The sequence below is a fragment of the Polyangiaceae bacterium genome, assembly GCA_015075635.1.
Classification (GTDB): Bacteria; Myxococcota_A; Polyangia; order Polyangiales; family Polyangiaceae; genus JADJKB01.
Genome location: JABTUA010000003.1, coordinates 1656967 through 1681515, shown reverse-complemented (window position 1 = coordinate 1681515; position 24549 = coordinate 1656967). Strand labels below are relative to the sequence as shown.

Below are 24549 nucleotides of genomic sequence, written 5' to 3'. Positions count from 1 at the left end.
GTGCCAAGACGGCGAAGGTCGAGGCTGATGGACCCGGCGCAGTTCGACGGGGTCAAGCGCTACGTCGGCTTCGACGACCGCGCGAGCGCGCTCCTCGGCGAGCTGGCACCACTCGTGGCCGCGGACATCCCGCCGCTGATCGACGATTTCTACGCGGCCATCGTGCGCGACCCGGACGCCTACCGCGTCATCACGGGCGGACGCGAGCAGATCGATCGCCTCAAGTGCACCCTGGAGGAGTGGCTGGCGAGCTCGCTGCGCGGCCCGCACGACCTCGAGTGGATGGCGGCCCGCCGGCGCATCGGCCTGGTTCACGTGCGGGTGGGGCTCCAGCAGCGCTTCATGCTGACGGCCATGAATCGCGTCCGCACCGGGCTCGTTCGCTCCGTCCAGCGTGTCTACGCCGCCGATACGGAGCGCCGCGCCGCTGCCGAGCTGGCCGTGCACCAGCTCCTCGACCTCGAGCTCGCCGTGATGCTGGACTCGTACCACGACTACCTGTCGAGCAGTATCCGCTCGAACGAGCGCCTCGCGACCATCGGTCAGCTCGCCGCCAGCGTGGGCCACGAGCTCAGGAACCCGCTCGGAATCATCGAATCGTCTCTGTTCTTGGCGCGCCAGCGCGTGACGAAACTAGCCATCGACGACGCTCCGCTGGAGAAGCACGTGCAGCGGATGCAGAAGCAGGTCACGCAGTGCAGCGCCATCATCAAGAACCTGATGGACTTGGCCCGCGACCGCCCGCCACGCCGGCGCACGCAGCTGCTCCGCCCGCTGGTCGAGAGGACTCTGGAGGAGCACGCTTCCGGCACCACGATCGAGCTCGACGTGGACGCCGAGCTCCAGATCGACGTGGACGCCGACGACTTGGGGCACGTGCTCGGCAACCTGATCGGAAACGCCAGCGAGGCGATGGACGGCGCTGGCGCGGTCAGCATCCGGGCGGGCAGACGTCAGGGGGGCACGGAGCTCTTCGTCCAGGACTACGGGCCCGGCGTGTCACCCGAGATCCGCGACCGAATCTTCGACGCGCTCTTCACCACCAAGGCCCGTGGCACCGGCCTCGGCCTGGCCCTGTGCAACCGCATCGTGCGCGCCCACGGGGGGGAGCTCGAGCTGGTGCCATCCGACCGCGGAGCCTGCTTTCGGGTGTGGTTCCCGGACATTCCGCTCCCGGCCGAGGAACCCGGGTCCTCTTGAAGGCCTGCTTGCGCCACCCGGCGCTCGCGACTACGTAGCCCGGGTCGTGGCGTCGCTCGCTCGCTTGCTCATCGTCGAAGACGAGCCCGAGATGGCCGAGAACCTCGTCGAGGTGCTGGCGGAGCTCGGTGCGGAGGCCGACGTTGCGGCGAGCGCCGAGCGCGCGCTCGAGTGCCTGGCCGCGCGGAGCTACGCGGGGATCATCACCGACCAGCGCCTGCCCGGCCGCGCGGGGGTCGAGCTGATTCGCGAGATGCGCCAGCAGGGCGTGCACACCCCGGTCGTGCTGCTGAGCGGCTACGTCGACCCGCAGACGGAGCTGTCCGCCGAGGAGGCCGGCGCCCTCGAGGTCCTGGCCAAGCCGCTCCGGATCGACCGCCTCCGCGATCTGCTCGACACCTTCGCGCGCACCCGCGTTCAGGTGCTGGTGGTGGAGGACTCGCGCGAGCTGGCGGACAACGTCGCCACCGCGCTCCACGAGCTGGGCCTCGACGCCATCGTCGCACACTCCGCGGAGGAAGCCCTGGCTCAACACGGCTTGCCCCGCGTGGCCGTGCTCGACATCTGCCTGCCCGACGCCAGCGGGCTCGAGGTGGCCCGGCGCCTGGCCGCCCGCGACCCCGGAGTCCGCGTGCTGTTCATCACCGGCTTCGCCGAAGGCCACCTGGAGCAGGTGCGAGCGCTCGCCGAGGCCGTGCCGGGACTCGACCCGCGCGAGCCCTGCATCGAGAAGCCCTGCGACCTCGGCGAGCTGATCCACCGCGTGCAGGTCGCTGCCGGGCTTCGCTGAGCCGATCTCGATGCGCACGAAGAGCCCAGTCCTGATCGTCGATGACAACGCCGATCTGGCGGAGAACGTCGCCGAAATCCTGAGCGGCGACGACGACGCCAAGGTCACGTGCCGGATCGCGCGGAGCGGCGCCGAAGCCGAGGGGCTCGCTGGAGAGCTCGGCGACGCGCTCGAGCTGCTGCTGGTGGATCGCAGGTTGCCGGATGCCGATGGTCTCGACCTGGTGTCGAAGCTCAGGCGACACTGCCCGAACGCGGAGGCCATCATCATCACCGGCGACGCCAAGGTCGAGAGCGTCGCCGCCGCGGTGGGCCAGGGCGTGTCGGCCTACCTCTTGAAGCCGTTCGAGCCCGCAGAGCTCTTGGCCAAGGTTCAGACCGCGCTGACCCGCTACGCGCTGGTCCGCGAGCGGGAGACGCTGCGCTCGCGGCTGGAGGAGTCGGAGCAGCGCTACCGCGAGGTAGTGGAGGCGGTCCCGGCGTTCGTGACGGCGCTGGGTCCAGGTGGCGAGATCCAGCTCTGGAATCGTCGCCTGGAGGAGGTCACGGGCTTCTACCGGGAGGAGATGCTGGGCAGATCCGGACGCGAGATGGTGGGCTCCGGCGGCGAGCGCAGGCTCGCGCTGAAGTCGGGGGGACACCGCCTGATCCGCTGGCAGCTGGCCCAGGTCCCGGCGCCGCGCGGCGCCGCGATGACGTTCGCGGTGGGCATCGACGTGACCGCGGAGCGCGCCATGCAGCGACGCACCGCGGTGGCGGAGCGCCTGGCGGCCGTGGGCACGCTGGCCGCCGGCCTGGCGCACGAAGTGCGCAACCCCCTCAACTCGGCCACGCTCCAGCTCCAGGTCCTCCGGCGGCGCCTGGAACGCGGGCAGAACACCCCCGAGAAGCTGCTGCCCGTGGTCGAAATCGTGCACGACGAGATCCGGAGGCTCGATCGCCTGGTCTCGGACTTCCTCGCCTTCGCGCGCCCCAACCCCCTCACCCTGAGCCCGATGGAGCTCGCCGAGCTCGCTCAGTCCGTCCTGGCGCAGCTCCGCCCGGAGGTTCAGGCCGCGGGCGTCCGCGTCGAGTCCCGCTTGGACGGCGACCGGGGCCTGATCGAGGGGGATCGGGAGCGCTTGCGGCAGGTGCTGATCAACCTGATGCGAAACGCCGTCGAGGCGATGGCGGCCACGGGCGGTGTCCTGACGGTGGGCGTGCGAGGCGACAGCGAAGGGTTCGTCGAGGCGCTGGTCGAGGACACCGGCCCAGGCATCGCGGAGGACGCGCCGATCTTCGACGCCTTTTACACGACCAAGGAGGCCGGCACCGGCCTCGGCCTGGCCATCGTGCACCGCATCGTGCACGAGCACGGCGGGACGATTCAGTTCGAGTCCCGAGCCGGCCGGACCTGCTTCACCCTCCGCTTCCCCGCCCTGGGCGCGCCGGCCTGACCCCGCCAGGCTCGTGCGCAGAACTTTCGCCGGGGCACCCAAAGTGCCGCAGGGACCGCGTGCATCAGGCCCCGGCTGCCCGACTTTCGCTGAAAAACCCGGCGGCACGAGGCGTGCATTGGCCCTGTTCCGGAAAGGGACGGAAATGGAACGACCGGCGCGAATCCTGGTGGTCGATGACGAAGGACCTGCTCGCATGGCCCTCGCCGAGCTGTTGCGCGACGAGGGCTACCTCGCCGACACCGCAGGAGACGGCTTCAAGGCCGTGGCCCGAGCCGAAGAGGTGCGTCCGGACCTGGTCCTGACGGATCTGCGCATGCCGAGCATGGACGGCCTCGAGCTCATCCGCCGGCTGCGCCGCGCGGACATCACCGCGCCGGTCGTGGTGATGACGGCGTTCGGCGGAGTGGACATCGCCCTCGACTCGATGCGCGAGGGTGCGTTCGACTTCGTGGTGAAGCCGCTGGACACCGATCGACTCCTGGCCGTCATCGCGCAGGCTCTGGAGCACGGTCGCAAGAACGGCGAGTCGATCGCGGAGCCGGTGGAGCCGGAGGTCCCGGGCATCGTCGCCCAGTCGCACGAGATGCGCGAGGTCGTGCGGCGCCTGGTCCGCTTGGCGCCCACTCGCGCGAACGTCTTTCTGCGCGGCGAGCCCGGCACGGGCCGAACGCGGCTGGCTCGGGCGCTGCACTCCCTCTCCCGGCGCTCGGACGGCCCGTTCGTGGTGTTGCGCTGCCGGGACGTCGCCGAGCGCGCGCTCGGCGCGCTGGATCTCTCCCGCGATGAGGTGCGCAACGCCGCCGCCGAGGCTCGCGGGGGCACGCTCTACCTCGCTGACGTCGCGGAGCTCCCGTTCGAGACCCAAGGGGCCTTGCTCGACGCGCTACCGTCGCCCGCGAGCGGCGAGGCGCAGGTTCGGGTGGTTTCTTCGGGTGTCTTCGAGCTGCGTCACCTGGCTGCCACGGCGTTCCGCGAAGACCTGGGCCGTCTGCTTTCCGTGGTCGAGCTCCGCGTGCCGTCGCTGCGGGAGCGCCCGGAAGATCTGATCCCGCTGGCTCGCTCGCTGATGGGCCCGCGCTGCCCCGGGCTCAGCGCCGAGGTGGTGAATCGCCTCCGGCGCCACGACTGGCCGAACAACCTGCCCGAGCTGCGCCAGATCCTCACCCAAGCCCAGAGCCGCAGCGACTCCAGCGTGATCCGCGCGGAGCACCTGAGCATCCCCGCGCGCAGCGAGCGGCAGCGACCTGCGATCCCCGGTGCTCGGCTCGAAGAGATCGAGCGTTACGCGATCCTTCAGACCCTTGCGGCGCAGGGCGGCAGCACGTCACGCGCGGCCCGCGTGCTCGGCATCAGCGTGCGGAAGATCCAGTACAAGCTCCACGAATACGGCGCGTCGCGCAAAGGGCCGGACCAACGAGCTGGAGAGAGCTGAGCGGGGCGGATGTCCCGAGTCCACAGGATCCTCGTCGCCACCGACTTCTCGAACGACGCACGAACCGCGCTGGAGGGAGCCCGATCCATCGCCAAGGGGACCTCCGCCCAGCTGGAGGTGATCTACGTTTGGCAGCCCCCGCACGGCATGCCGCTCAAGACGAAGTCGCACCCCGGCGGTAAGACGCTGAGCGACCTCGCTCGCCACGAAGCCGCGCGAAGATTGCGCCACTTCATCTACGACGGCGGGCATGCGGGCCCCGCGCCGCGCGTGGAGGTCGGCGTGCCCCACGAGGTCATCGTGACCCTGGCCGCCAGCGAGCGCTTCGATCTGATCGTGATGGGGGCCGCCGGGGCGGGCGGAAATCCGAGCCGCGTGGGCAGCGTGACACGGCGCGTACTGGACTCGGCGCCCTGTCCGGTCCTCACGCTGCGTTCCCCCGCAGAACCCGCGCTTCGCTCGCGCTCGAAGCGGGCGTAGCCTCCTCCTCCATCCCCGAGACACTCTGGAGCCAAGATGAGCTCAGCCAAGCACATTGCCGTGGACGGCAACGAAGCCGTCGCATCCGTGGCCTATCGCGCGAGCGAGGTGATCGCCATCTATCCCATCACCCCGGCCTCGGCCATGGGCGAGCTGGCCGACGCCTGGGCGGCGCACGGTGACAAGAACCTGTGGGGCCGAGTCCCCAGCGTGATGGAGATGCAGTCCGAAGGCGGCGCAGCGGGCGCGGTGCACGGCGCGCTCCAGGCCGGAAGCCTGGCCACCACGTTCACGTCGTCCCAGGGGCTCCTGCTCATGATCCCCAACATGTTCAAGATCGCCGGCGAGCTCACGCCGTTCGTGCTGCACGTAGCGGCCCGCACCATCGCTACCCACGCCCTGAGCATCTTCGGCGACCACTCCGACGTCATGGCCTGCCGCAGCACCGGGTTCGCGATGCTCTGCTCGGGCTCCGTGCAGGAGGCGCAGGATCTCGCGTGCATCGCCCACGTCGCCACGTTGCGAAGCCGCCTGCCGTTCCTGCATTTCTTCGACGGCTTCCGGGTGTCGCACGAGATCGCGAAGATCGTCCCGGTGGACGACGCGGAGCTCGCGGAGCTGATGCCGGAGGACCAGATCAGCGCGCACCGCGCGCGCGCGCTGACCCCGGACAGGCCCGTCCTGCGCGGTACGGCTCAGAACCCCGACACGTTCTTCCAGGCCCGAGAGGCCATCAACGGCTTCTACGACGCTTGTCCCGACGTGGTGGAAGAGACGATGGCCCGCTTCGCCGAGCTGACCGGCCGCCGCTATCGGCTCTTCGACTACCACGGTCACCCCGAGGCGGAGCGGGTGGTGGTGATGATGGGCTCCGGCGCCGAGACCGCGCACGCCACCGTGGACGCGCTGGTCGCGCGCGGCGAGCGCGTCGGCGTGCTCAAAGTGCGGCTATTCCGCCCCTTTTCGCTGCGGCACTTCCTCGTCGCGCTGCCCAAGAGCGTGAAGAGCATCGCCGTGCTCGACCGGACCAAGGAGCCCGGCGCGCCCGGCGAGCCGCTCTACCTCGACGTCGTCGCCGCCTGCCGGGACGGCGAGCGACCCGTGCCGCGCATCCTCGGCGGCCGCTACGGCCTGTCGAGCAAGGAGTTCACCCCTGCGATGGTGAAGGCCGTGTTCGCGGAGCTCGACGCGACGAGCCCGAAGCGGAGCTTCAGCGTCGGCATCGTGGACGACGTGACGAAGCTCTCGTTGGACGTCGACCCGAGCTTCCGCGTCCCGGAGAGCAAGACCTACAGCGCCGTGTTCTGGGGCCTCGGTTCGGACGGCACCGTCGGCGCCAACAAGAGCTCGATCAAGATCATCGCCGAGGAGACCGACGGGCACGCGCAGGGCTACTTCGTCTACGACTCCAAGAAGTCCGGCGCCGTCACCGTCTCGCACCTGCGCTTCGGCCCGAACCCCATCCGCGCGCCGTACCTGATCGAGGAGGCAGAGCTCGTGGCCTGCCATCAATTCGAGCTGCTCGAGCGCTACGACGTGCTGGCGACGGCGAAAGGGGGCTCGATCTTCCTGCTCAACGCCCCGACCACCGGCGAGGCGCTGTGGCAGTCGCTGCCGCGGGAGGTGCAGGCGACCATCCAGGACAAGAAGCTCACCTGCTACGTGGTGGACGCCCACGGTCTGGCCCGCGAGCACGGCCTGGGCGGGCGCATCAACACGGTGATGCAGGCGGCGTTCTTCGTGCTCTCCGGCGCGTTGCCGCGCGAGGAGGCGCTGACCCGCATCGAGGCCTCGATCAAGAAGAGCTACGGCGCCCGCGGCGACGAGCTCGTGCACCGCAACGTGCTCGCGGCGCGCACGGCGGTCGATCGCCTGGTCCCCTTCACGCCGCCGGCGACGGCGCCCAGCGGCAAACCGCGCCCGGCGGTGGTGCCGGCGGAGGCTCCCGACTTCGTACAGCGCGTGTCGGCGATGATCCTGGCCGGCAAGGGCGACCTGCTCCCGGTCAGCGCCTTCCCGGTGGACGGCACCTGGCCCGTGGGGACCTCGCGCTTCGAGAAGCGGAATCTGGCACACGAGATCCCGGTGTGGGACGCGGGCTTGTGCATCCAGTGCAACAAGTGCGCGCTGGTCTGCCCGCACGCCGCGATCCGCGCCAAGGTGTACGACGACTCCAACCTGGCCGGCGCCCCCAAGGCCTTCAAGAGCACCGAGTGGAAGAGCGGCGAGCTGCAGGGCCACCGCTACACCATCCAGGTCGCGCCGGAGGACTGCACCGGCTGCTCGGTGTGCGTGGCGGTCTGCCCCGCCAAGGACAAGAGCAATCCGCGGCACAAGGCCATCGACATGACGCCGCAGGCGCCGCTCCGGGACCAGGAGCGCGAGAGCTACGCCTTCTTCCTGAGCCTGCCGGAGCCGAACCGCAAGCACATCAAGCTGGACGTGAAGGAGACGCAGCTGCTCGAGCCGCTCTTCGAGTACTCCGGAGCCTGCTCCGGTTGCGGCGAGACGCCCTACGTCAAGCTCCTGACCCAGCTGTTCGGCGATCGCTTGCTGATGGCGAACGCCACCGGCTGCTCCTCCATCTACGGCGGCAACCTGCCGACAACGCCGTACACCACCAACAAGGACGGCCGCGGCCCGGCCTGGTCGAACTCCCTGTTCGAGGACAACGCGGAGTTCGGCTTCGGCTTCCGGCTGTCCGTGGACTACCTCAGGGACCGCGCCCAGGGCTTGGTGAAGGAGCTCGAGAGCGAGATCGGCGACCAGCTCGGTCACGCGCTGCTCGGCGCCGACCAGTCGAACGAGGGCGGCATCGCCGCGCAGCGCGACCGGGTGCGCGTGCTCCGAGAGCGACTCCAGCGCTCCGCCACGCCGGCCGCGCGCCAGCTGAGCGAGATCGCCGATTACCTGGTGAAGAAGAGCGTCTGGATCGTCGGCGGCGACGGCTGGGCCTACGACATCGGCTTCGGCGGCCTGGACCACGTGCTGGCCTCCGACCGGAACGTCAACGTGCTGGTGCTCGACACCGAGGTCTACTCCAACACCGGCGGCCAGCAGTCCAAGGCCACCCCGCGCGGAGCCTCGGCGAAGTTCGCCTCGAGCGGCAAGGGCACCGCCAAGAAGGACCTCGGGCTCATTGCCATGAGCTACGGCCACGTCTACGTGGCCCGCGTGGCGTTCGGCGCCAAGGACGCGCAGACCGTGCGGGCGTTCGTGGAGGCGGAGGCGTACCCGGGCCCCTCGCTGATCATCGCCTACAGCCACTGCATCGCTCACGGCTACGACCTGGTCCACGGCCCCCGGCAGCAGAAGCTGGCGGTGGAGTCCGGCGTCTGGAACCTGTTCCGCTACGATCCCGAGCGCACCGCGCGAGGCGAGCCTCCGCTCCAGCTCGACTCCGGCGCGCCCAAGGGCAACATGCTCGAATACGCACGCAACGAGGCGCGCTTCCGCATGGTCGAGCGCGCCAACCCCGAGCGCTTCGCGCACCTGATGAAGGAGGCGGAGAACGACGCCAAACGCCGGCTGGTGCTGTATGGAGAGCTGGCCCGCTTCGCCCTGCCCACGGAGAAATGACATGGACCTCTCCACGCAATACCTGGGTCTACGGCTGAAGAACCCGCTCGTGCTCGGCGCCTCGCCGCTGGGTCACGACGCCGACGCGCTCCGCCGTGCGGTGGACGCCGGCGCCGCCGCGGTGATCCTGCACTCGCTGTTCGAGGAGCAGCTCACTGCCGAGGAGCTGGCCCACGATCGCCACGCGGCGCCCGGGGTCGGCGAGTTCGCGGAGGCCGACAGCTGGCTGCCGAACCCGGTCGGCTACGCGCTCGGACCGGCGGAGTACCTGGAGCAGATCGCCAAGTTGAAGCGGGCGCTCGACGTGCCGGTCATCGGCTCGCTGAACGGCGTCACGGCGCGCGGCTGGCTGCGCTACGCCCGGTTGATCGAGGAGGCGGGGGCGGACGCGCTCGAGCTCAACGTCTACCAGCTCGCCGCCGATCCCGACGAGAGCGCGGAGCTCGTCGAGGCGCGCACCTTGGCCATGGTGGCCGAGGTGGTGAAGAGCATGCGCATCCCGCTGGCGGTCAAGCTGTCGCCGTTCCACACCGCGTTGCCGCACTTCGCGAAGCGCCTGACCGAAGCGGGCGCAGCGGGCCTGGTGGTGTTCAACCGCTTCTATCAGCCCGACATCGACATCGAGGAGCTCGAGATCCGGCATCGCCTCCAGCTCTCGACCTCGTCGGAGCTGCTCCTGCGCCTGCGCTGGCTCGCCATCCTGCACGGTCGCTGCGCGAGGTCGCTGGCGGTCACCGGCGGCGTGCAAGACGCGGCGGACGCCATCAAGGCGGTGATGGCCGGCGCGAACGCGGTGCAGACCGTGAGCGCCATCCTGCGCCAGGGCCCCGGCCACTTCGCCACCATGCTCAGCACCTTCTCGACCTGGCTCGAAGAGCACGACTACGAGTCGGTGTCGCAGATGCACGGCAGCATGAGCCTCCTGCGCTGCCCGGATCCGCGCGCCTACGAGCGCGCCAACTACATCCAGATCCTTCAGACCTTCTCCGACCTGTATTCGGTCCCCCGCTGAAGGGGACCGTCTCGACAGCAGCAGATCGCGCCGGCGGGGCCGGCGTACGCCCGCCGTCAGCGCTTAATCGAGGCACGTCGACAAGGGCTCCGGAAGCGAGACCGGCGCCGCGCCCAACGTGGGGCCCGAGAGCGCGAAACCCCAAAACTCGGGGGTTTGCCGGCGTTCCCGAGGGGCGCTTGGCAACCCGTGTCCGCCGGGCGAAATGGGTTCAACCACAGCTCCCGGCAGGGCTTGACTAACTGGTTGAACCAGCTATTATTGGTTCAACCAGTCGCTCTCCGGGACCCCTGCCCGAAGGCGATCCCCCATGTCCGAGCCCGCTTCCAAGATCGAGAGCACCGTCTACGTGGATCTGCGCCGCCAGATCTTGAACGGTGAGCTGAGCCCCGGCGAACGACTGCCCGGCGAACGCGAGCTCGCGGCCAAGTACCACACCAACCGCAACACGCTGCGCGAAGCCGTCCGGCGACTCGAGCAAGCGCGGCTGGTCACGGTGCGGCACGGCCAGGGCGTGACCGTTGCGGACTTCCGGCGCACCGGGACCATGGAGCTCCTGCCCGCCTTCCTCGAGGCGGCCTCGGACCCGACGGAGACCTTCCACATCCTGGAGGACATCCTGCCGGCGCGCCTGATGGTGCTCGAGTTTGCGGCGCGGCTCGCCGTGCGACGCGCCAACAAGAGCGACATCGAGCGCCTGCGCGACATCACGGAGCTGCTCATCCCGGCCTTCGAGCGCGGCGATCAGGTGGTCATCGCGCACGGCTTCCAGCGCTGGCTCGACGCCCTGATCGACGCCGGGCACTCCATCGCCATTCGCTGGGTCGCGAACCCGTTCCTCGAGGCGTACCGAGACATCCTCGACCGCTTCCCGGCCCTGTGGGTGCTCGAGCCGAGCTTCCCGCAGCACCTCCGGGACTTCATCGCCGCGCTCGACGCCGGCAACGAGGAGCGCGCCATCGACGTCACGCGCGTCTACTACCGGCGCGTGGACCAGAACTTCACCAAGGCCATGCAGAGCGCGCTGGGCGGGCGCGCCACTTCGCAAGACAGCCCGGAACCTCGCAAGAAGCGGAGAGAGAGATGACGGAAGAGCGCGGCGTATTCGAGGATAGCCATGTCCGCACCAAGCGACCCCAGGTCCGTCCCGCACGAGCGCCTCTCGCTCGCCACCCGGACGACGGCTGGAAGCTCGCGGAGCCCTATCCTCTCGGCGCCGCCAAGCGCCGCTCGCTGCGCGCGCTGATCGTCACGCTCTGCCCAGCCGCCCCCGCGCCCAGCTCGCCGGAGCTCTTCGACCGGGTCGAGCTGCACGTCCGCCACTTCCTGCGCTACATGCACCCGCTCGCGGCCTGGGGCTTCGGCCTGTGCTTGCTCTTGCTCGACTGGGCTCCGCGCTTCCTGTTCGTCAGCGTGAAGCGCCTCCACGCCCTGAGCCGAGCGCGCGCCTCGCGCCTCCTGGCGGACATGGTCAGCGGGCGCTTCGCGTTCTTGCGCACGCTGGTGGTGGCGGTGCGCGGGCTGGTGCTGAGCGCGTACTTCGACCAGGACGAGGTACACCAGGCCATCGGCTACGCGCCGCTGCCGTTCCTGAAGGAGCAGGTCGAGCGACGGCGCCTGCTCTTGCTCGCCCCCGAGCCGGCACGAGCAGGAGGCGTCCGATGATCCTCTCCTACCCGGACTACGAAAAGCAGCGCAGCTTCTCCGCGGACGTGCTGGTGGTGGGCACGGGCGCGGGCGGCGCCGTGGTCGGCACCGAGCTGGCGGAGAGCGGCCGCGACGTGCTGTTCGTCGAGGAGGGCAGCTGGATCGCCACGGACGCCTTCAACCCCTACAGCACCGAGACCATCCCGCGCCTGTACCGCGACGCCGCGGCCACGGTGATCTTCGGCAATCCACCCATCCCCTACGTGGAGGGGCGCTGCGTCGGCGGCAGCACCACCATCAACGGCGGCATGGCCTACCGCCCGCCGGAGCGCGTGCTGGACGATTGGGCCGAGATCAGCCCGGAGCTCGGGCCGCGGGCGCTCGAGCCGCTGTTCGAGCGGGTGGAGCGGCGCGTGCGCGTGAACCCCCAGCTGCCGGAGAGCCTGGGGGACGACAACCGCATCATGCGCGAGGGCGCGAAGAAGATGGGCTGGTCGTACACGGTGAACCAGCGCAACCAGGAGGCCTGCGTCGGCGCCAACAACTGCGGGCTCGGCTGCCCCACCGGCGCCAAGCAGTCCACGCTGGTGAGCTACATGCCGCGCGCGATGGCCGCCGGGGCCCGCTGCCTGACCGAGCTCCGGGTGCAGCGCCTGCTGATCGAAGGCGGGCGCGCCGTCGGGGTGGTCGCCCGCGCCGTCGATCCGCGCACCCGCCGCCCGGGGCCGGAGGTCACGGTGCGCGCCCGCGCCGTCGTGGTCGCCTGCGGCGCCGTGCAGACGCCGTTCCTGCTGTTGCAGCACAAGCTCGGGCGCCCCAGCCGGCAGCTCGGCAAGAACTTCCTCTGCCACCCCAACGCCAAGGTCGTCGCGATCTACCCGCACGACGTTCGCGGCTGGCGCGGCGTCAGCCAGGCCTCGCAGATCCGCCATTTTCACGAGGATGGCATCCTGATGGCGGAGAACTTCGTCACCCCCAGCGTGCTCGGCGCCTACATGCCGTTCCAGGGCGACCGCGCCTGGGAGATCATGCAGCGCTACAACCAGATGGTCGTGTCCGGCGTGCTGGTGGAGGACTCGTCGTCTGGCTCGGTGTCGCGCAGCATCTTCGGGGCGCCCATCCCGCGCTACGACATCACCCCGCTCGATCACAGCCGCTTCCGGCGCGGGGTGAAGCTGCTCGCCGAGATGCACTTCGCCATGGGCGCCGAAATGGTGGTGCTGCCGTTCTTCAACCAGCACCTGGCCCAGAGCCCGGACGACCTTCGCAAGATCGACGACCTTCAGCAGGACCCGAGCACGCTCGAGCTCTTCACGCCGCACCTGATGGGGACGGCGCGCATGGGTGCCCGACCGGAGGCCTCCGTCGTGGATCTGTCGGGGCGGGTCTGGGACCTGCCGGGCCTCTACGTGGCGGACGCCAGCCTGTTCCCGACCGCGATCGGCGTAAACCCGCAGATCACCATCATGGCGCTGGCCACCCGCGTGGCGGAGCGCATCGAGCTCGGACGCCTGGCAGCCTGAGCCGGCAAAGTTCTCGCTCGACGCGCCCCCCGCCTTCTTCGATCATCGAAGCGTGGCCGAGCACCACGGCTTCAGCAACGACGAGTGGGAGCTCCTGACCGAGCTGCCGCTGGACATCTACCTGGCGATGCTCGCCGTGGACGTCGCGGTCGACTCCTTCGACGCGGAGGAGCTGGCGTTCGGGGCCTGGCTCCAGAAGTGCGCCGCGCAGTGCCCGTCGGGCTCCTGGATGCGCAGCGTGTTCGAGGGCGCGGCGAAGCCCACGGTGGCCCAGGCCCACGGCGCGACCACCATGAGCGAGGCGGAGCTCGACGCCCACCTGCGCGACGTCGGCGAGGTGCTGAAGAAGCGCTGCGATCCGACGGAGGCGACCCAGTTCTCGGAGCTCCTGGTCAAGTTCGCCGAACGCGTCGCGGCGGCCTCCGCCGGGCCCTTCCCGGGCAGCGCGCCCATCACCAAGGCCGAGGGCGATCTGATCTGGCGCATGCGCCGGGTGATGGGGCTGATCCGCACGCTGCACCCCTAGAGGCGCGCCGCGCGCCGGAAGGCCGCGATGGTCGCGTGCTCGTCGTGCTGGTGCCGGAAGCCGGTCTTGTCGCGGAACGAGCTGCCGTCGATCACCACCGGGTACTTGATGTGATTGAGCGCGCCGCGCGGCAGGCGGGGCAGTCCGAAGCGGCCGAGCAGGGAACGGAACAGCGGCTCCGGCACCAGGAGTGGCTCGAGGCCGGCCTGGCCGATGATGACCGAAAGCGGCAGCGGCTGCGGCCCCGCCACGTTGAACACGCCGCGCAGCTTCTTGTCGAGGGCGGCGACGATGGCCCGGGCCACGTCTTCCTCGTGCATGAAGTGGAACAGCGGATCGTAGCCGAGGATCAACGGCACGCGGGGACCGCGCAAGAACGACGACAGCGTACCGGAGCGGGAGGGGCCGAGGGTGTAGACCACGCGCAAGACCGCGGTATCGATCTCCGGGAAGCGCCAGAGCGCCGTGCCCGCGTAGAGATCCGCGGCCACCAGATCGGCGAGCTCCGGGAAGGTCTCGAGCCCGAGCGGTGGCTCGTCCTCGGTGTGGTAGAGCGGCGAGTCCGCGGCGGCACCGTAATAAGTGTGGCGACCGACGAAGAGCGCCTGCTTCACGCCGTAGCGCTGGCAGCAGTCGAAGATGGACTTGGTCCCGCCCAGGTTGATGCGGTAGCGGTCCTCGCTCTGCGCGGTCAGGTGGGTGACCGTGGCCATGTGGATCACCGCGTCGGGGCGCTCGGTGCGGAAGGCGTCTTCGGCGGCGCGCTTGCGAATGTCGCTCTCGTGGACCACCACGCCCTCCGGCGCGCCCGCCCAGGGCCGGCGGTCGATGCCCGCGACCTCATGACCCGCCGCCAACAGCTCATGACACACGAGCTGGCCGACCTTGCCGGAGATGCCGGTGACCAGGACCTTCATGTGGCCTCGTAGCTCCTTCGCCCGCGCTCGATCAGGTGCGCGATGCTCGCTTTCACAGCGTTCACCTTGTCCAGGATCACGTGGTCGTCCTCGTTGCCGGTGCCGGATGGCAACATGGGCTCGCCGTAGTGCACCTCCATGCGCACCGGCAGCGGTACCGGGAACAGGTAGGGGGTGACCGGCAGGTAGGGCGCGCCGATCAGGCGCCCGACCTTCTCGAGGTTCGCCACCGTGGGCAGCGCCTCTCCGCCGCCCAGGAAGCCGAACGGCACGATGGGCGTCTTGGTCTGGAGCGCCAGGCGCATGAAGCCGGTACCGAAGCGCACCAGGCTGTAGCGCTCCACGAACAGCTTGGCGGTGCCGCGCGCGCCTTCGGGAAACACCATCAGCAAGCGGTCCTCGTTCAAGAGCCGCACAGCGTGCTCCGGCAGGCCGGTGAACTGCCCAGTCTTGCTCGACCACTCGGACGCGAACGGCAGCTTGTTCAGGAACTTCTCCGCCATGCCCTGGGCCAAGCGCGGCGGGTCGAGCTCGAAGAAGGCCGACGCGATCACCATCATGCCGTCGAGCGCCACCCCGCCGGAGTGGTTGCCCACCAGCATGGCGCGCCCGCGCTTCGGGATGTTCTCGACGCCGTGGGCCCGGCAGCGGAAGTATTGTTTGTAGAACAGGCCGAAGGCCGTGAACATGAACCCCAGGCGCTGTCGATCGATGCCGTATGGATCCAAGCCGTCTTCGTTGAACGGGAGCTCGAGCCGGCTCAGGCGTTCCTGGACTTCGGGCGAGACGGGGAGGCGCATGCGCGAGCGGCGTCGAGCATACACCGCAGCCCAGCCGAAAGGATGGCTGCAATGACGCGACGGATCCTGATCGCCGGCGCGGGCTACGTCGGCGCCCGCCTGGGCGAGCTCCTGGTCGCGCAGGGGGACGACGTGCTGGGCGTCCGCCGCGCGCCCAGCGGCCTCCCGCCCGGCGTGACCGGGGTGGCGCTCGATCTCGCCGATCGGAGCGCGCTCGCTCGGATCAGCGGCGTCTTCGACGCCCTGGTGTTCTGCGCCGGCCCGAGCGAGAGCAACGCCGAGGCCTACCGGCAGACCTACGTCGACGCCCTGGCGAGCACGCTCGACGCGCTCGGCGGGCGCGCAGCACGCGTGCTGTTCGTCTCGAGCACCGCCGTGTATGCCCAGACCGACGGGAGCTGGGTGGACGAGACCTCGCCGGCAGCGGCCACCCACTTCTCGGGCGCCACGCTGCGCGAGGCCGAGGCGCTCCTCTTCGAGCGACGCCCCGACGCCGTGGTGCTCCGGCTCGGCGGCATCTACGGGCCCGGCCGCGCCAGCATGGTGGCGGCCATCCGGCGCGGCGAGGCGACCTACCCGGAGGGCGACGACCACTTCGTGAACCGCTTCCACCGCGACGACTGCGCCGGCGCCCTCGCGTTCCTGCTCGACCTGCCACGTCCCGAGTCGGTGTACCTGGGAGTGGACGACGAGCCTGCCCCCCGCCGCGAGGTCATGCAGTGGATCGCCGCGCGGCTCGGCGCACCCGAGCCGAAGGCGGTGCCACGACCGGAGGCGAGCGCGCGCCGCGGGGGCAGCCACAAGCGCTGCTCGAACGCACGGCTCAGAGCCGCGGGCTACGCGCTCCGCTACCCGACCTACCGTGAGGGGTACGGCGCGGTGATCGAGGCGGGCGAGCGGTGAGCGCAGGCCCACACGGGCGGATCCGACCCGGGTTGGATCCTTGAAAATCCTCTCATAGTGGGTGTATTTTCAAGGAGTGAGCCGGACCGTCCCGCGCCCCGATTTGCTGGCTTTGGTGCAGAAGAGCCTCGCCCGCGCGCCGGTGACGCTGCTGGTCGGCCCCCGGCAGTGCGGGAAGACCACCCTCGCGCGCGCCCTCGCCGCTCGGCGGCCGAGCACCTACTTCGACCTGGAGGATCCCGAATCACCCCTGCGCACGGACACCGCAAAGCAAGTCCTCGGTCCGCTCCGCGGTCTGGTCGTGATCGACGAGGCGCAGCGAAAGCCCGAGCTCTTCGAGCTCTTGCGCGTGCTCGCAGACCGCCGACCAACCCGGGCGCGCTTTCTGATCCTGGGCAGCGCGTCCCCTGCGCTGGTCCGGGGGATCTCCGAGTCGCTCGCGGGTCGTGTGTCGATGCACGAGATGGGCGGGCTGGGGATCACGGAGGTCGGTGCCGCGCGGCAGGAGCTGCTCTGGCGGCGGGGCGGGTTTCCTCGCTCGGTCCTGGCGCGAAGCGACGGCGAGAGCTTCGCGTGGCGTGGCGACTTCGCCAGCACGTTCGTCGAGCGCGACGTGCCGCTGCTGGGAGTGCGCGTTCCCGCGGCGGCGCTCCGGCGGTTCTGGACCATGCTGGCGCACTACCACGGGCAGACGCTGAACCACGCCGAGCTCGCCCGGTCGATGGGAACCGGTGAGAACGCCGTCCGGCACTACCTCGACATCCTGACGGGGAGCTTCATGGTGCGGCAGCTCCCGCCGTGGTTCTCGAACGTCGGCAAGCGCCTGGTGAAGGCCCCCAAGCTCTACCTGCGAGACTCCGGGATCCTGCACTATCTGCTCGGCATCCGGAGCCGCCTGGAGCTGTTCTCCCACCCCAAGCTGGGCGCCTCGTGGGAGGGCTTCGCGGCCGAGCAGATCGTGCAATGCCTGCGCGCCGAGCGCGAGGTCTTCTTCTACCGCACGCACGCCGGCGCCGAGCTCGACCTGCTCGTCGAGCGCCGCGGGCGCAGGTTCGGCTTCGAGCTGAAGCACGGCGATGCTCCTGCCGTCACCAAGTCGATGCGCGTCGCGCTGGACGACCTCGACTTGACGCACCTCTGGGTCGTGCACCCCGGCACGAGCAGTCATCCGCTGGCCGAACGGATCTCGACTCTGGCGCTCGCCGATCTGGGGACCCTAACGAAGGATCGGCGTCTCGCCCTGCCCTGACCCGCACCTCCTCGACGCGAGGTCAGCGCCCGCGCTGGAAATCCGACAGCTTGACGGTGAGCGGGCGCGCGACGCGGGCGGGCGCGCCGACACCGATGCCGAAGCTCTCCGGCTGGCCGAGGGTGAAGGTCTCGACCGCCGGGCGCCGGCCGTGAGCCGGCTCGATGGACGAGCCCGCGTCATCCGCGAACGCCGGGAGCAGGCTGCCGCGGCAGCCCCCGCAGCGCCCGCACGCCTCGACGCCGGTCTCGCCGAAGTAGCGCGCGAGGGCCGCGAGCCGACAGCCGCTGACCTCCGCGTAGGCGCTGACGCCACCGAGACGCCGGCCGTCCTGCGCGCGCAGCCGATCGAGGCGCGCCGCGAGACGTTGCGCGCCCGAGCTGAGCGCCGGCGCGCTGGCCGTGACCCGCAGCCAGCCCTGCGACACGTCGACCAGGCCCGCGTCGTCCAGGATCGCCGCCAGGGTCTCGGTGAGCTTGCGGCTCAACCCGCTCGCGAGCGCCAACGACTCCAGCGTGCGCGGGCGAGCGTCGATGGCAGCGGGCTCGAGCGCCTTGGCCAGGTGGGTCAGGTGCCGCGAAGGGATGCGGGCCTGCGCGAGCGAGGCTTCGTGTCGCGCGCGGTCGCTGCCGTCGTGGAAGAGCACGCAGGTGCTCTCGTCGCCGTCCCGCCCGGCGAGGGCGATCTCCCGCAGGTACTGCTCCAGGCTCGCCGGCGCGGACCAGTGCAGCACGAAGCGCAGGTCCTTCTTCTCCAGGCAGAGCCCGAAATCGGCTGGGGCCTTGTCCAGCAGGGCGGCTTCGCCGACGCCGACCACCCCCGAGGGCGAGCCGAACGCGCTGGTCGCCACCATGATCGAGCGCCGCCCGGGCAGCATGAAGTTGAGCTGCTCGCCCACGCGATCGCCGGGGGGCATGTGCGCGTGGTAGCGGTGCACCGGCAGCCGCAGCGCGGAGAGCGCGCCGTAGATGGAGTCCACCTCGCGGGCTGTGGGCGCGAAGATCACGCCCGGCCGCCGGAGCTGGAGCACGAGCTGCACCAGCGCGCGCTGGCGCGCTTCGCCGCGCACTTCTAGCACGTCGAGCGCGATGTTCTTGCCGACGAGCGGCGCCTCGACGTGGACCGGCGAGCGCAGCCCGAGCGCGTCCACGACCTCGTGGCGCGCGAGCGGCGTGGCGGCGCCGAGCAGCGCCAGGACCGGCGGCCTGCCCAGCCGCTCGAGCGCCCGACCGAGCTCCAGCGCGGCGGGGCTGACCTCGTCCGTGGCGGCAGTAGCGGTTTGTGCGTCGCTCACCGCCACCAGGGACACGCCACACTCCGCGAGCGCGCGCGGCAGCTCGTCGAGGTGCAACGCGGCCGCCGTGGTGAGCACCACCAGCACGCCGCCCTTCGCGATGCGCTCCAGCGCTTGACGCTTGCCGACCTCGGTGAGGCTCGCGTCGAAGCGCACGACGGGCACGCGGCGCTGCAAGAGGCGGTCGTGCAGCTCGCGCATCAACGCGGGACGCGGACCCACCACCAGCACCGGCTGGCCGAGCAGCCGCGACGGGACGGCGAAACACGCCGTGCGAGCGAGGCCCGGCGGCAGGCTCACCAGCGCGTCGCGCCCCTCGAGCGCGGCCCGGATGGCCTTGCGCTGGTCGCTGGTGAGCTCCGGCAGCTCGAGCTCACGGGCCACGGCTTCGACGCGCTGCCAAGTCTCGTGCTCGAAGGCCGGGCGCGGAGCCGTCGGCGTGACGCGCGGCGCGGGCTCGGCCGCCGGGACGCCGCGAGGAGGCTCGGGCGGCTGCGCGCCGTCACCGCGCGGGGGCAAGCGGCCCACGCGCACGGCGAGCGGCGGAGCAGGGGCGGCCACGTCCGCGACGCGGAGCACCGGAGTGGGTGCGGGCGCGGGCGCAGGCGCAGGAGCCGCCGCGGCGAACGCGGGCCTGGCGACGAGCTTGGCACGTGCCGGCGCGACGACCGGCGCCCTGCGCAAGGCGGGCTTCGCGCGCAGCGTCTTCGCTGCCGCACGCGCCGGCGCCTTCGCCTTCGCGACTCGCTTCACCGGCGGCTTCGCCTTCGCGACTCGCTTCACCGGCGGCTTCGCCTTCGCGACTCGCTTCACCGGCGGCTTCGCCTTCACGACTCGCTTCACCGGCGGCTTCGCCTTCACGACTCGCCTCGCCGGCGCCGTCGTCTTCGCGAGCCGCTTCGCCTTCGCGACTCGCTTCACCGGCGGCTTCGCCTTCGCGACTCGCTTCACCGGCGGCTTCGCCGTCGCGACTCGCTTCACCTTCACCGGCTGCTTGGCCTTCGCGACTCGTCTCGCCGGCGGCTTCGTCTTCGCGACGCGCTTCGCCTTCGCCTTCGCCTTCGCGGGCTGCTTCGCCTTCGTCGTCCCGACGCGCTTCGCCTGCGCCTTCGCGGGCCGCTTCGCCTTCGCCTTCGCGGGCCGCTTGGCCGTCGCTGGCTTCTTCTTGGCCCGGGAGGATGAAACGTTCAGCGTGCGCCGACGGGCGCTCGTCGGCTTCCCGACCGAGCGGGAGCCGCGCTTCTTCGATCTCACAGCGTCTTTCCTTCTCGCTTCCCCACGGAAAGCGGCGGACCACCCCGTACCACCGCTGATCTCCGAAGTGAACAGAAAATCACTGTGCATCCGGGAGGCCCGAACGTCCGCGCAGCTGAACGCCCGTATTCACCGGTTCCCGAGCGACCCGAAAACGGTGACACTCGGGGGACCATGCTGCGTCGAGTGGTCCTGTGTTGTGTGCTCGCGTCGGGGGTCGTGACGTCACCGGGGCTCGTCCTGGCGAAGGGTGCGCCGAGCGCGAAGCAGGCGGACAAGGACGGTCAGAAGGCCGAGAAGCAACAGAAGTGGGACGAGGCCAAGAGCGCCTACGAGAAGGCGCTCGAGCTCGACGACAATCCGGGCACGCGCATCCGGCTCGCGGGTGTCGAAGAGAAGCTCGGCAACCTGGTCGAGGCCGCCGCTCAGCTGAAGCAGGCGCTCGAGAGCAAGAAGCTCTCGTTCGCGCAACGCGCCAAGGCCAAGAACCAGCTCAAGTCGCTGGAGAAGCGCATCCCCACCATCAGCTTCGATCTGCCGAAGGGCTTCGGCGGCACGGTGAAGCTCGACGACCGCGAGCTCTCCGCGGGCGAGCTCGGCGCGCCGGTCCCCGCGAACCCGGGCAAGCACGAGGTGCGCGCCGAGGCCGAAGGCATGAAGCCCTACAAAGAGAGCATCGAGCTCGCGGAGAAGGACAAGAAGCACCTCTCCGTGTTGATGACCGAGCTACCGAGCGAAGAGCCAGCGGAGGCTCCGGCGGAGAAGGCCGAGCCGAAGAAGAGCGGAGGGAGCAACACGCTGGCCTACGTCGCGCTCGGCGTCGGAGTGGTGGGCGTGGGTGTGGGCGCGTTCATGGGCCTCCAGGCCAAGAGCACCAAGAGCGACATCGACGCCAAGTGCCAGAACGGCGTGTGCGGCGAGGACCAGCGCGATCTCTACGACAAGGGAAAAACCCAGGCGAACATCTCCACCGCGGGCTTCATCGTGGGCGCCGTGGGCCTGGGCGTGGGCACCGTGCTGCTCTTGACCGGCGGCAAGGGCAAGGTCGAGGGCAAGACGGAAGCCCGTCGGGTGACGCCCTACGTCGGGCCCAAGCACGTGGGCGTGTACGGGCAGTTCTGACCCTGATCACTTCGCCCGCGCCAGCGGCACGGTGACGAGGCGCTCGAGCAGATCGCCGACTCGATCGGGACCCTCGACGCCGCGCAAGCGACGCTGCGCGCGGACGTAGGCGGGCACGTAGCGCAGGCGCCGCGGCAAGCGCGGGTAGGTCCGCCGGAGCGTCGCGATCGAGGCGTGGTAGAGCGCGCGATCGGTCCGAGTCCAGGGCAAGCCGAACTCCGCGCGCTGGCGCGGCGGCAAGAGCCCTGCCGTGAGCGTGCGGAGCCAGGCAAAGAGCGGCCGGAACGCCGGGCTCGGGCTCTTGAACAAGAACGAAGCGATCTCCTTCGCCGGCGCGCCGACCCGGATCACGTCCGAGGCGAGCATGTCGCGGTAGTACTCGGAGAACGCCGACCAGCTCGCCGGCAACACCGCGTCGGAGATGCCGAACAAGCGCGCGAAGCGCTTGCTCTCGTCGTAGTAGCGCTCCTTGTCTCGCGCCGCGAGCGGCCCGAGCACGAGCTCGTAGGCTTCGACGGCGCTGTCGAGCAGCGTGGCGTGCACCCAGAGCAGCGCGCCCTCGTCGTTGGCGTCGTAGCGCGCGCCCTTGCGGAACGCGCCGACGTCTTCAGTGATTTCTCCCCGGATGCGCGTGTGGATGGCGTGCACCCGCCGGGAGCAGCGCAGCGCCGTCTCCCAGTCGCCGAAGACCATCGCGAACACGTTGTCGAAGGTGCGCTGGAAGCGCCCGAGCGGATCGGTCCGCGTCGCCGAGTGCTGATCCACCGCGTGCGCCACGTACGGGTGCGCGAGCTGCAAGAGCGCGGCCTTCCCGCCACCCAGAAACAGCGCGGACTCCTTGTCCACTCGCCACGAGACGCTGTCCGGACCGTAGATGCCCGCGCGCGGATCGCCGATTTGCTCGCGGAGTTGGGCGATGTGCCGCTCGAGGTCAGCTCGTGTGACGACCATGTGACGGCTCCCGGCGCTTCTCAAACCGAAGCGGCTCCTGTATTTGTCCCACCTCGACGCTCGGCCCGCAAGGCGAGACGCATGGACTACTCATTCCGACGCGACGAGAGCAGCGCAGAGGCGGCTCGACGCATCGCTCGCGAGCAGCTCGAACGAGCGATCGCGGAGCTGGGCTCGACGGACGACGTCGACCGAGCGGTGCACGGCGTCCGCAAGCGGCTGAAGAAGCTGCGCGGACTCTTGCGCCTCCTCCAGGGCGAGCTCGGTCGCGAGGTCTTCACGCGGGAGAACCACGCTTACCGCGACGCCGGACGGCTGCTGGCCGGCCCGCGCCGGGCCGCCGCCACCGTGGACGCCTTCGACGCGCTGATGGCACGCTTTCCGGACGCCGCCGCGGGCGCGGCTCACGAGGTCTTGCGGGGTCGGCTGGTCGCGGAGCGCGATCGCCTGGTCGCCGCCATGCACGGGGAGAGCCACGCGCGCGAGGTAGCCGCGAGCCTCGGCGCCTCGCTCGAGCGCCTCGAAGCCTGGCCGCTCCGCACCGAGGGCTGGGGGATGCTCGAGCGTGGCTTCCAGAAGAGCTACGCCCGCGGCCGGCGCGCGATGCAGCGCGCGCAGGCGGAGCCGACCACCGAGCATTTCCACGAGTGGCGCAAGTTCGCCAAGCACTACTGGTATCACGTGCGCTTGCTCGAGCGGCTCTGGCCCCAGCCCATGAAGGCCCTCGCGAAGACGCTGGAGGAGCTGACGGAAGACCTCGGCGCCGAGCACGATCTGGACGACCTGCGTTTGGCGTTGCTGGAGCACGCGCCCAGCGACGAGCTCCGCGACCCGACGGCTCGGGTGCTCGCGCTGATCCAGGAGCGCCGCGAGGAGCTCCGGCAGAGCGCCCTGGCCCGCGGCCACCACGTCTACGCCGAGCGCCCGGGCGCCGCGGCGCGCCGCATGGCCGCTTACCACGCCGCCTGGCTCGGCGAGCCGGCGGGCGACGAAGGCGACGGGGGCAGCGACGATTAGCTCGAATCGGCGACGATCTGCTCCGCTGTCACGACGCGAACTCCACCCGTGCTCGGCCTCACCCCACGCTCGAGGTCGACCACGAACAAGGCGCGCATTCGCTCGTGAGACTCGTATCGCGCGCCCAGAGCGGGCGCGGGTCGATGCTCGAGCTCGCGGCACGCGCGCTCCAGCGCGACGGCAGACAGCGGGCGCTGGCTCCACTCTGCCTCTCCCAGGAGCAGGCGCCGTCCATTCGTCGATTCCGCGACCAGGTCCCACTCGGCCGCCCCGCCAGACCACCAGCGCCGTGCGACTCCCCAACTACCGGCCCCGAGCCCGCCGGGGCCGTTCACTCGCACCAGATCCTCCCAGGCCGCAGAGAGCAGCGCCGGCCAGTGTCGATCGAGGAGCGCACGGCGAGCCTTCGGCCCGGCGCCGGCGAGCAGTGCCCGCTGCGCCGACACGACGCGGAACCAGAGCCTGAAGAAGGGGTCGTCGATGCGATACAGGCTGCGCTTGCCGCCGCGTTCGGGCTCACCGAACGGGTGCTCTCGGCGCACGAGCCCCATCCCGACGAGTCGGTCCAGGGGCCTCGACAGGGAGGTGGCGGCGCGTCCCATGCGCCCGGCGATCTCGGACACGCGATGGGCTCCGGCTCCGATGGCATCGAGCAGCGGCCTCACCTCGGTGGCAGGGACCACTTCTTCGAGCAGCAGGCGGTCCGGCTCGGTGTGCAGTGGGCCGGTCGGGTCGAGGACCAGTCGGTCGATCCGCGAGCGCGTCGAGCCACGCTCACCGGCCGCGAGCTCCCAGTACCGAGGCACGCCGCCCCACGCCGCCCAGCGCTCGGCGGTCTCCCGCGGCGACGCGGGCCCCAGCGCTTCGGGCAGGTGCGCGATGGCCATGGGCCGGAGGTCGAGGACCACCGCGGCGCGCCCGTAGAGCGGAGCCTCGCGCGCCAGCACGAGCCCTTGCATCATGCGCTGGCTCGAGCCGGCGACGGCGACGACCAGCCTCGCGCGCTTGGCCTCGTGATCGAGCCAACGCTGCAACACGCTCGGCAGCTCGGGCGAGGCCAGCACGAGGTACGGCAGCTCGTCCAGCACGAAGGGCCCCCGCCACTTCGCGCGCTCTGCCTCGCTGGCGAGTCGCCTCAGCAGCGAGAGCCAATCGGGGTATTCGACCTCGGCGAAGCCGGGAAGGCGCTCGGCAACCGCCAGCGCCGTCGTGTGCCGCTGAATCGCTGGCGCCGACAGGTCTGCCACGGTGTAGAGGCCCCCGTGGCGCGCGACCCATTCCAGGAGCAGCCGGGTCTTGCCGATGCGCCGGCGGCCAAACACGACCGCCAGACCGCCCTCCCGGCGGCGGCTCAGCGCTGCCAGGCGCCCGAGCTCCGCGGTTCGATTCAGGAACTGCATTCTGCAGGGAAGAAT

General features: G+C 70.6%; 20 protein-coding genes. 15 read left to right on the top strand and 5 right to left on the bottom strand.

The features are described from left to right. Positions 1–27: 27 nt before the first annotated feature. The 11 genes from HS104_38095 (at position 28) to HS104_38045 (ending at position 13627) form a co-directional block, all read left to right on the top strand. Complete coding sequence (locus tag HS104_38095; protein ID MBE7485772.1) at positions 28–1200, top strand: histidine kinase; 1173 nt, start codon at positions 28–30, stop codon at positions 1198–1200. A gap of 46 nt (positions 1201–1246) precedes the next feature. Further along, positions 1247–1990: a response regulator gene (locus HS104_38090; protein ID MBE7485771.1), complete on the top strand. Its 744-nt coding sequence runs from the start codon at positions 1247–1249 to the stop codon at positions 1988–1990. A 10-nt stretch (positions 1991–2000) separates the two neighbouring features. Continuing rightward, on the top strand, positions 2001–3425 hold the full coding sequence (locus HS104_38085; GenBank protein MBE7485770.1) for a response regulator: 1425 nt from the start codon (positions 2001–2003) through the stop codon (positions 3423–3425). Positions 3426–3570: 145 nt separating this feature from the next. After that, the gene (locus tag HS104_38080) at positions 3571–4860 is read left to right on the top strand and encodes a sigma-54-dependent Fis family transcriptional regulator (GenBank protein MBE7485769.1); all 1290 of its coding nucleotides are present in this window, start codon (positions 3571–3573) and stop codon (positions 4858–4860) included. Between the two features lie 9 nt (positions 4861–4869). Then, on the top strand, positions 4870–5340 hold the full coding sequence (locus HS104_38075) for a universal stress protein (protein MBE7485768.1): 471 nt from the start codon (positions 4870–4872) through the stop codon (positions 5338–5340). A gap of 36 nt (positions 5341–5376) precedes the next feature. Next, complete coding sequence (nifJ, locus tag HS104_38070; protein ID MBE7485767.1) at positions 5377–8919, top strand: pyruvate:ferredoxin (flavodoxin) oxidoreductase; 3543 nt, start codon at positions 5377–5379, stop codon at positions 8917–8919. 1 nt (position 8920) lies between these two features. Then, a complete protein-coding gene (locus tag HS104_38065) occupies positions 8921–9931 on the top strand; it encodes a dihydroorotate dehydrogenase-like protein (GenBank protein ID MBE7485766.1) in 1011 nt (336 codons plus the stop codon). Between the two features lie 310 nt (positions 9932–10241). Next, a complete protein-coding gene (locus HS104_38060; GenBank protein MBE7485765.1) occupies positions 10242–11018 on the top strand; it encodes a FadR family transcriptional regulator in 777 nt (258 codons plus the stop codon). Next, positions 11015–11596 (top strand): hypothetical protein, encoded by a 582-nt coding sequence (locus HS104_38055; GenBank protein MBE7485764.1) that lies wholly within the window; start codon positions 11015–11017, stop codon positions 11594–11596. The genes HS104_38060 and HS104_38055 overlap by 4 nt, the downstream gene beginning before the upstream one ends. Then, on the top strand, positions 11593–13101 hold the full coding sequence (locus HS104_38050; protein ID MBE7485763.1) for a GMC family oxidoreductase: 1509 nt from the start codon (positions 11593–11595) through the stop codon (positions 13099–13101). The genes HS104_38055 and HS104_38050 overlap by 4 nt, the downstream gene beginning before the upstream one ends. A 52-nt stretch (positions 13102–13153) precedes the next feature. Then, positions 13154–13627, top strand: a complete 474-nt coding sequence (locus HS104_38045; GenBank protein ID MBE7485762.1) for a hypothetical protein — start codon at positions 13154–13156, stop codon at positions 13625–13627. Here the strand turns inward: HS104_38045 and HS104_38040 are convergent. Both HS104_38040 and HS104_38035 read right to left on the bottom strand, forming a co-directional pair. After that, positions 13624–14544, bottom strand: coding sequence for an SDR family oxidoreductase (locus HS104_38040; GenBank protein ID MBE7485761.1), 921 nt, complete (start codon positions 14542–14544; stop codon positions 13624–13626). The genes HS104_38045 and HS104_38040 overlap by 4 nt on opposite strands. Then, positions 14541–15344, bottom strand: coding sequence for an acyltransferase family protein (locus HS104_38035; GenBank protein MBE7485760.1), 804 nt, complete (start codon positions 15342–15344; stop codon positions 14541–14543). Before HS104_38035 ends, HS104_38040 begins: the two co-directional genes overlap by 4 nt. Before the next feature lie 51 nt (positions 15345–15395). On the opposite strand from HS104_38035, the gene HS104_38030 reads away from it, so the two are divergent. Continuing rightward, on the top strand, positions 15396–16247 hold the full coding sequence (locus HS104_38030; GenBank protein MBE7485759.1) for an SDR family oxidoreductase: 852 nt from the start codon (positions 15396–15398) through the stop codon (positions 16245–16247). Positions 16248–16389: 142 nt separating this feature from the next. Next, positions 16390–17496 carry an ATP-binding protein gene (locus tag HS104_38025; GenBank protein MBE7485758.1) on the top strand — a complete coding sequence of 369 codons (1107 nt, stop codon included), beginning with the start codon at positions 16390–16392 and terminating at the stop codon, positions 17494–17496. A gap of 22 nt (positions 17497–17518) precedes the next feature. On the opposite strand, the gene HS104_38020 is transcribed toward HS104_38025, so the two are convergent. Then, on the bottom strand, positions 17519–20044 hold the full coding sequence (locus HS104_38020; protein ID MBE7485757.1) for a RecQ family zinc-binding domain-containing protein: 2526 nt from the start codon (positions 20042–20044) through the stop codon (positions 17519–17521). Between the two features lie 174 nt (positions 20045–20218). On the opposite strand from HS104_38020, the gene HS104_38015 reads away from it, so the two are divergent. Further along, positions 20219–21166 (top strand): tetratricopeptide repeat protein, encoded by a 948-nt coding sequence (locus HS104_38015; GenBank protein ID MBE7485756.1) that lies wholly within the window; start codon positions 20219–20221, stop codon positions 21164–21166. A 6-nt stretch (positions 21167–21172) separates the two neighbouring features. Here HS104_38015 and HS104_38010 read toward each other — a convergent pair whose 3' ends face one another. Then, entirely contained in the window at positions 21173–22117 is a 945-nt protein-coding gene (locus HS104_38010) for a DUF2236 domain-containing protein (protein ID MBE7485755.1), read from the bottom strand. 81 nt (positions 22118–22198) lie between these two features. Between HS104_38010 and HS104_38005 the strand changes: the two genes are divergently transcribed. Then, entirely contained in the window at positions 22199–23134 is a 936-nt protein-coding gene (locus tag HS104_38005; protein ID MBE7485754.1) for a CHAD domain-containing protein, read from the top strand. Here HS104_38005 and HS104_38000 read toward each other — a convergent pair. Further along, positions 23131–24534, bottom strand: coding sequence for an ATP-binding protein (locus HS104_38000; protein ID MBE7485753.1), 1404 nt, complete (start codon positions 24532–24534; stop codon positions 23131–23133). The two genes, HS104_38005 and HS104_38000, sit on opposite strands and share 4 nt — an antisense overlap. Between the last annotated feature and the right edge of the window lie 15 nt (positions 24535–24549).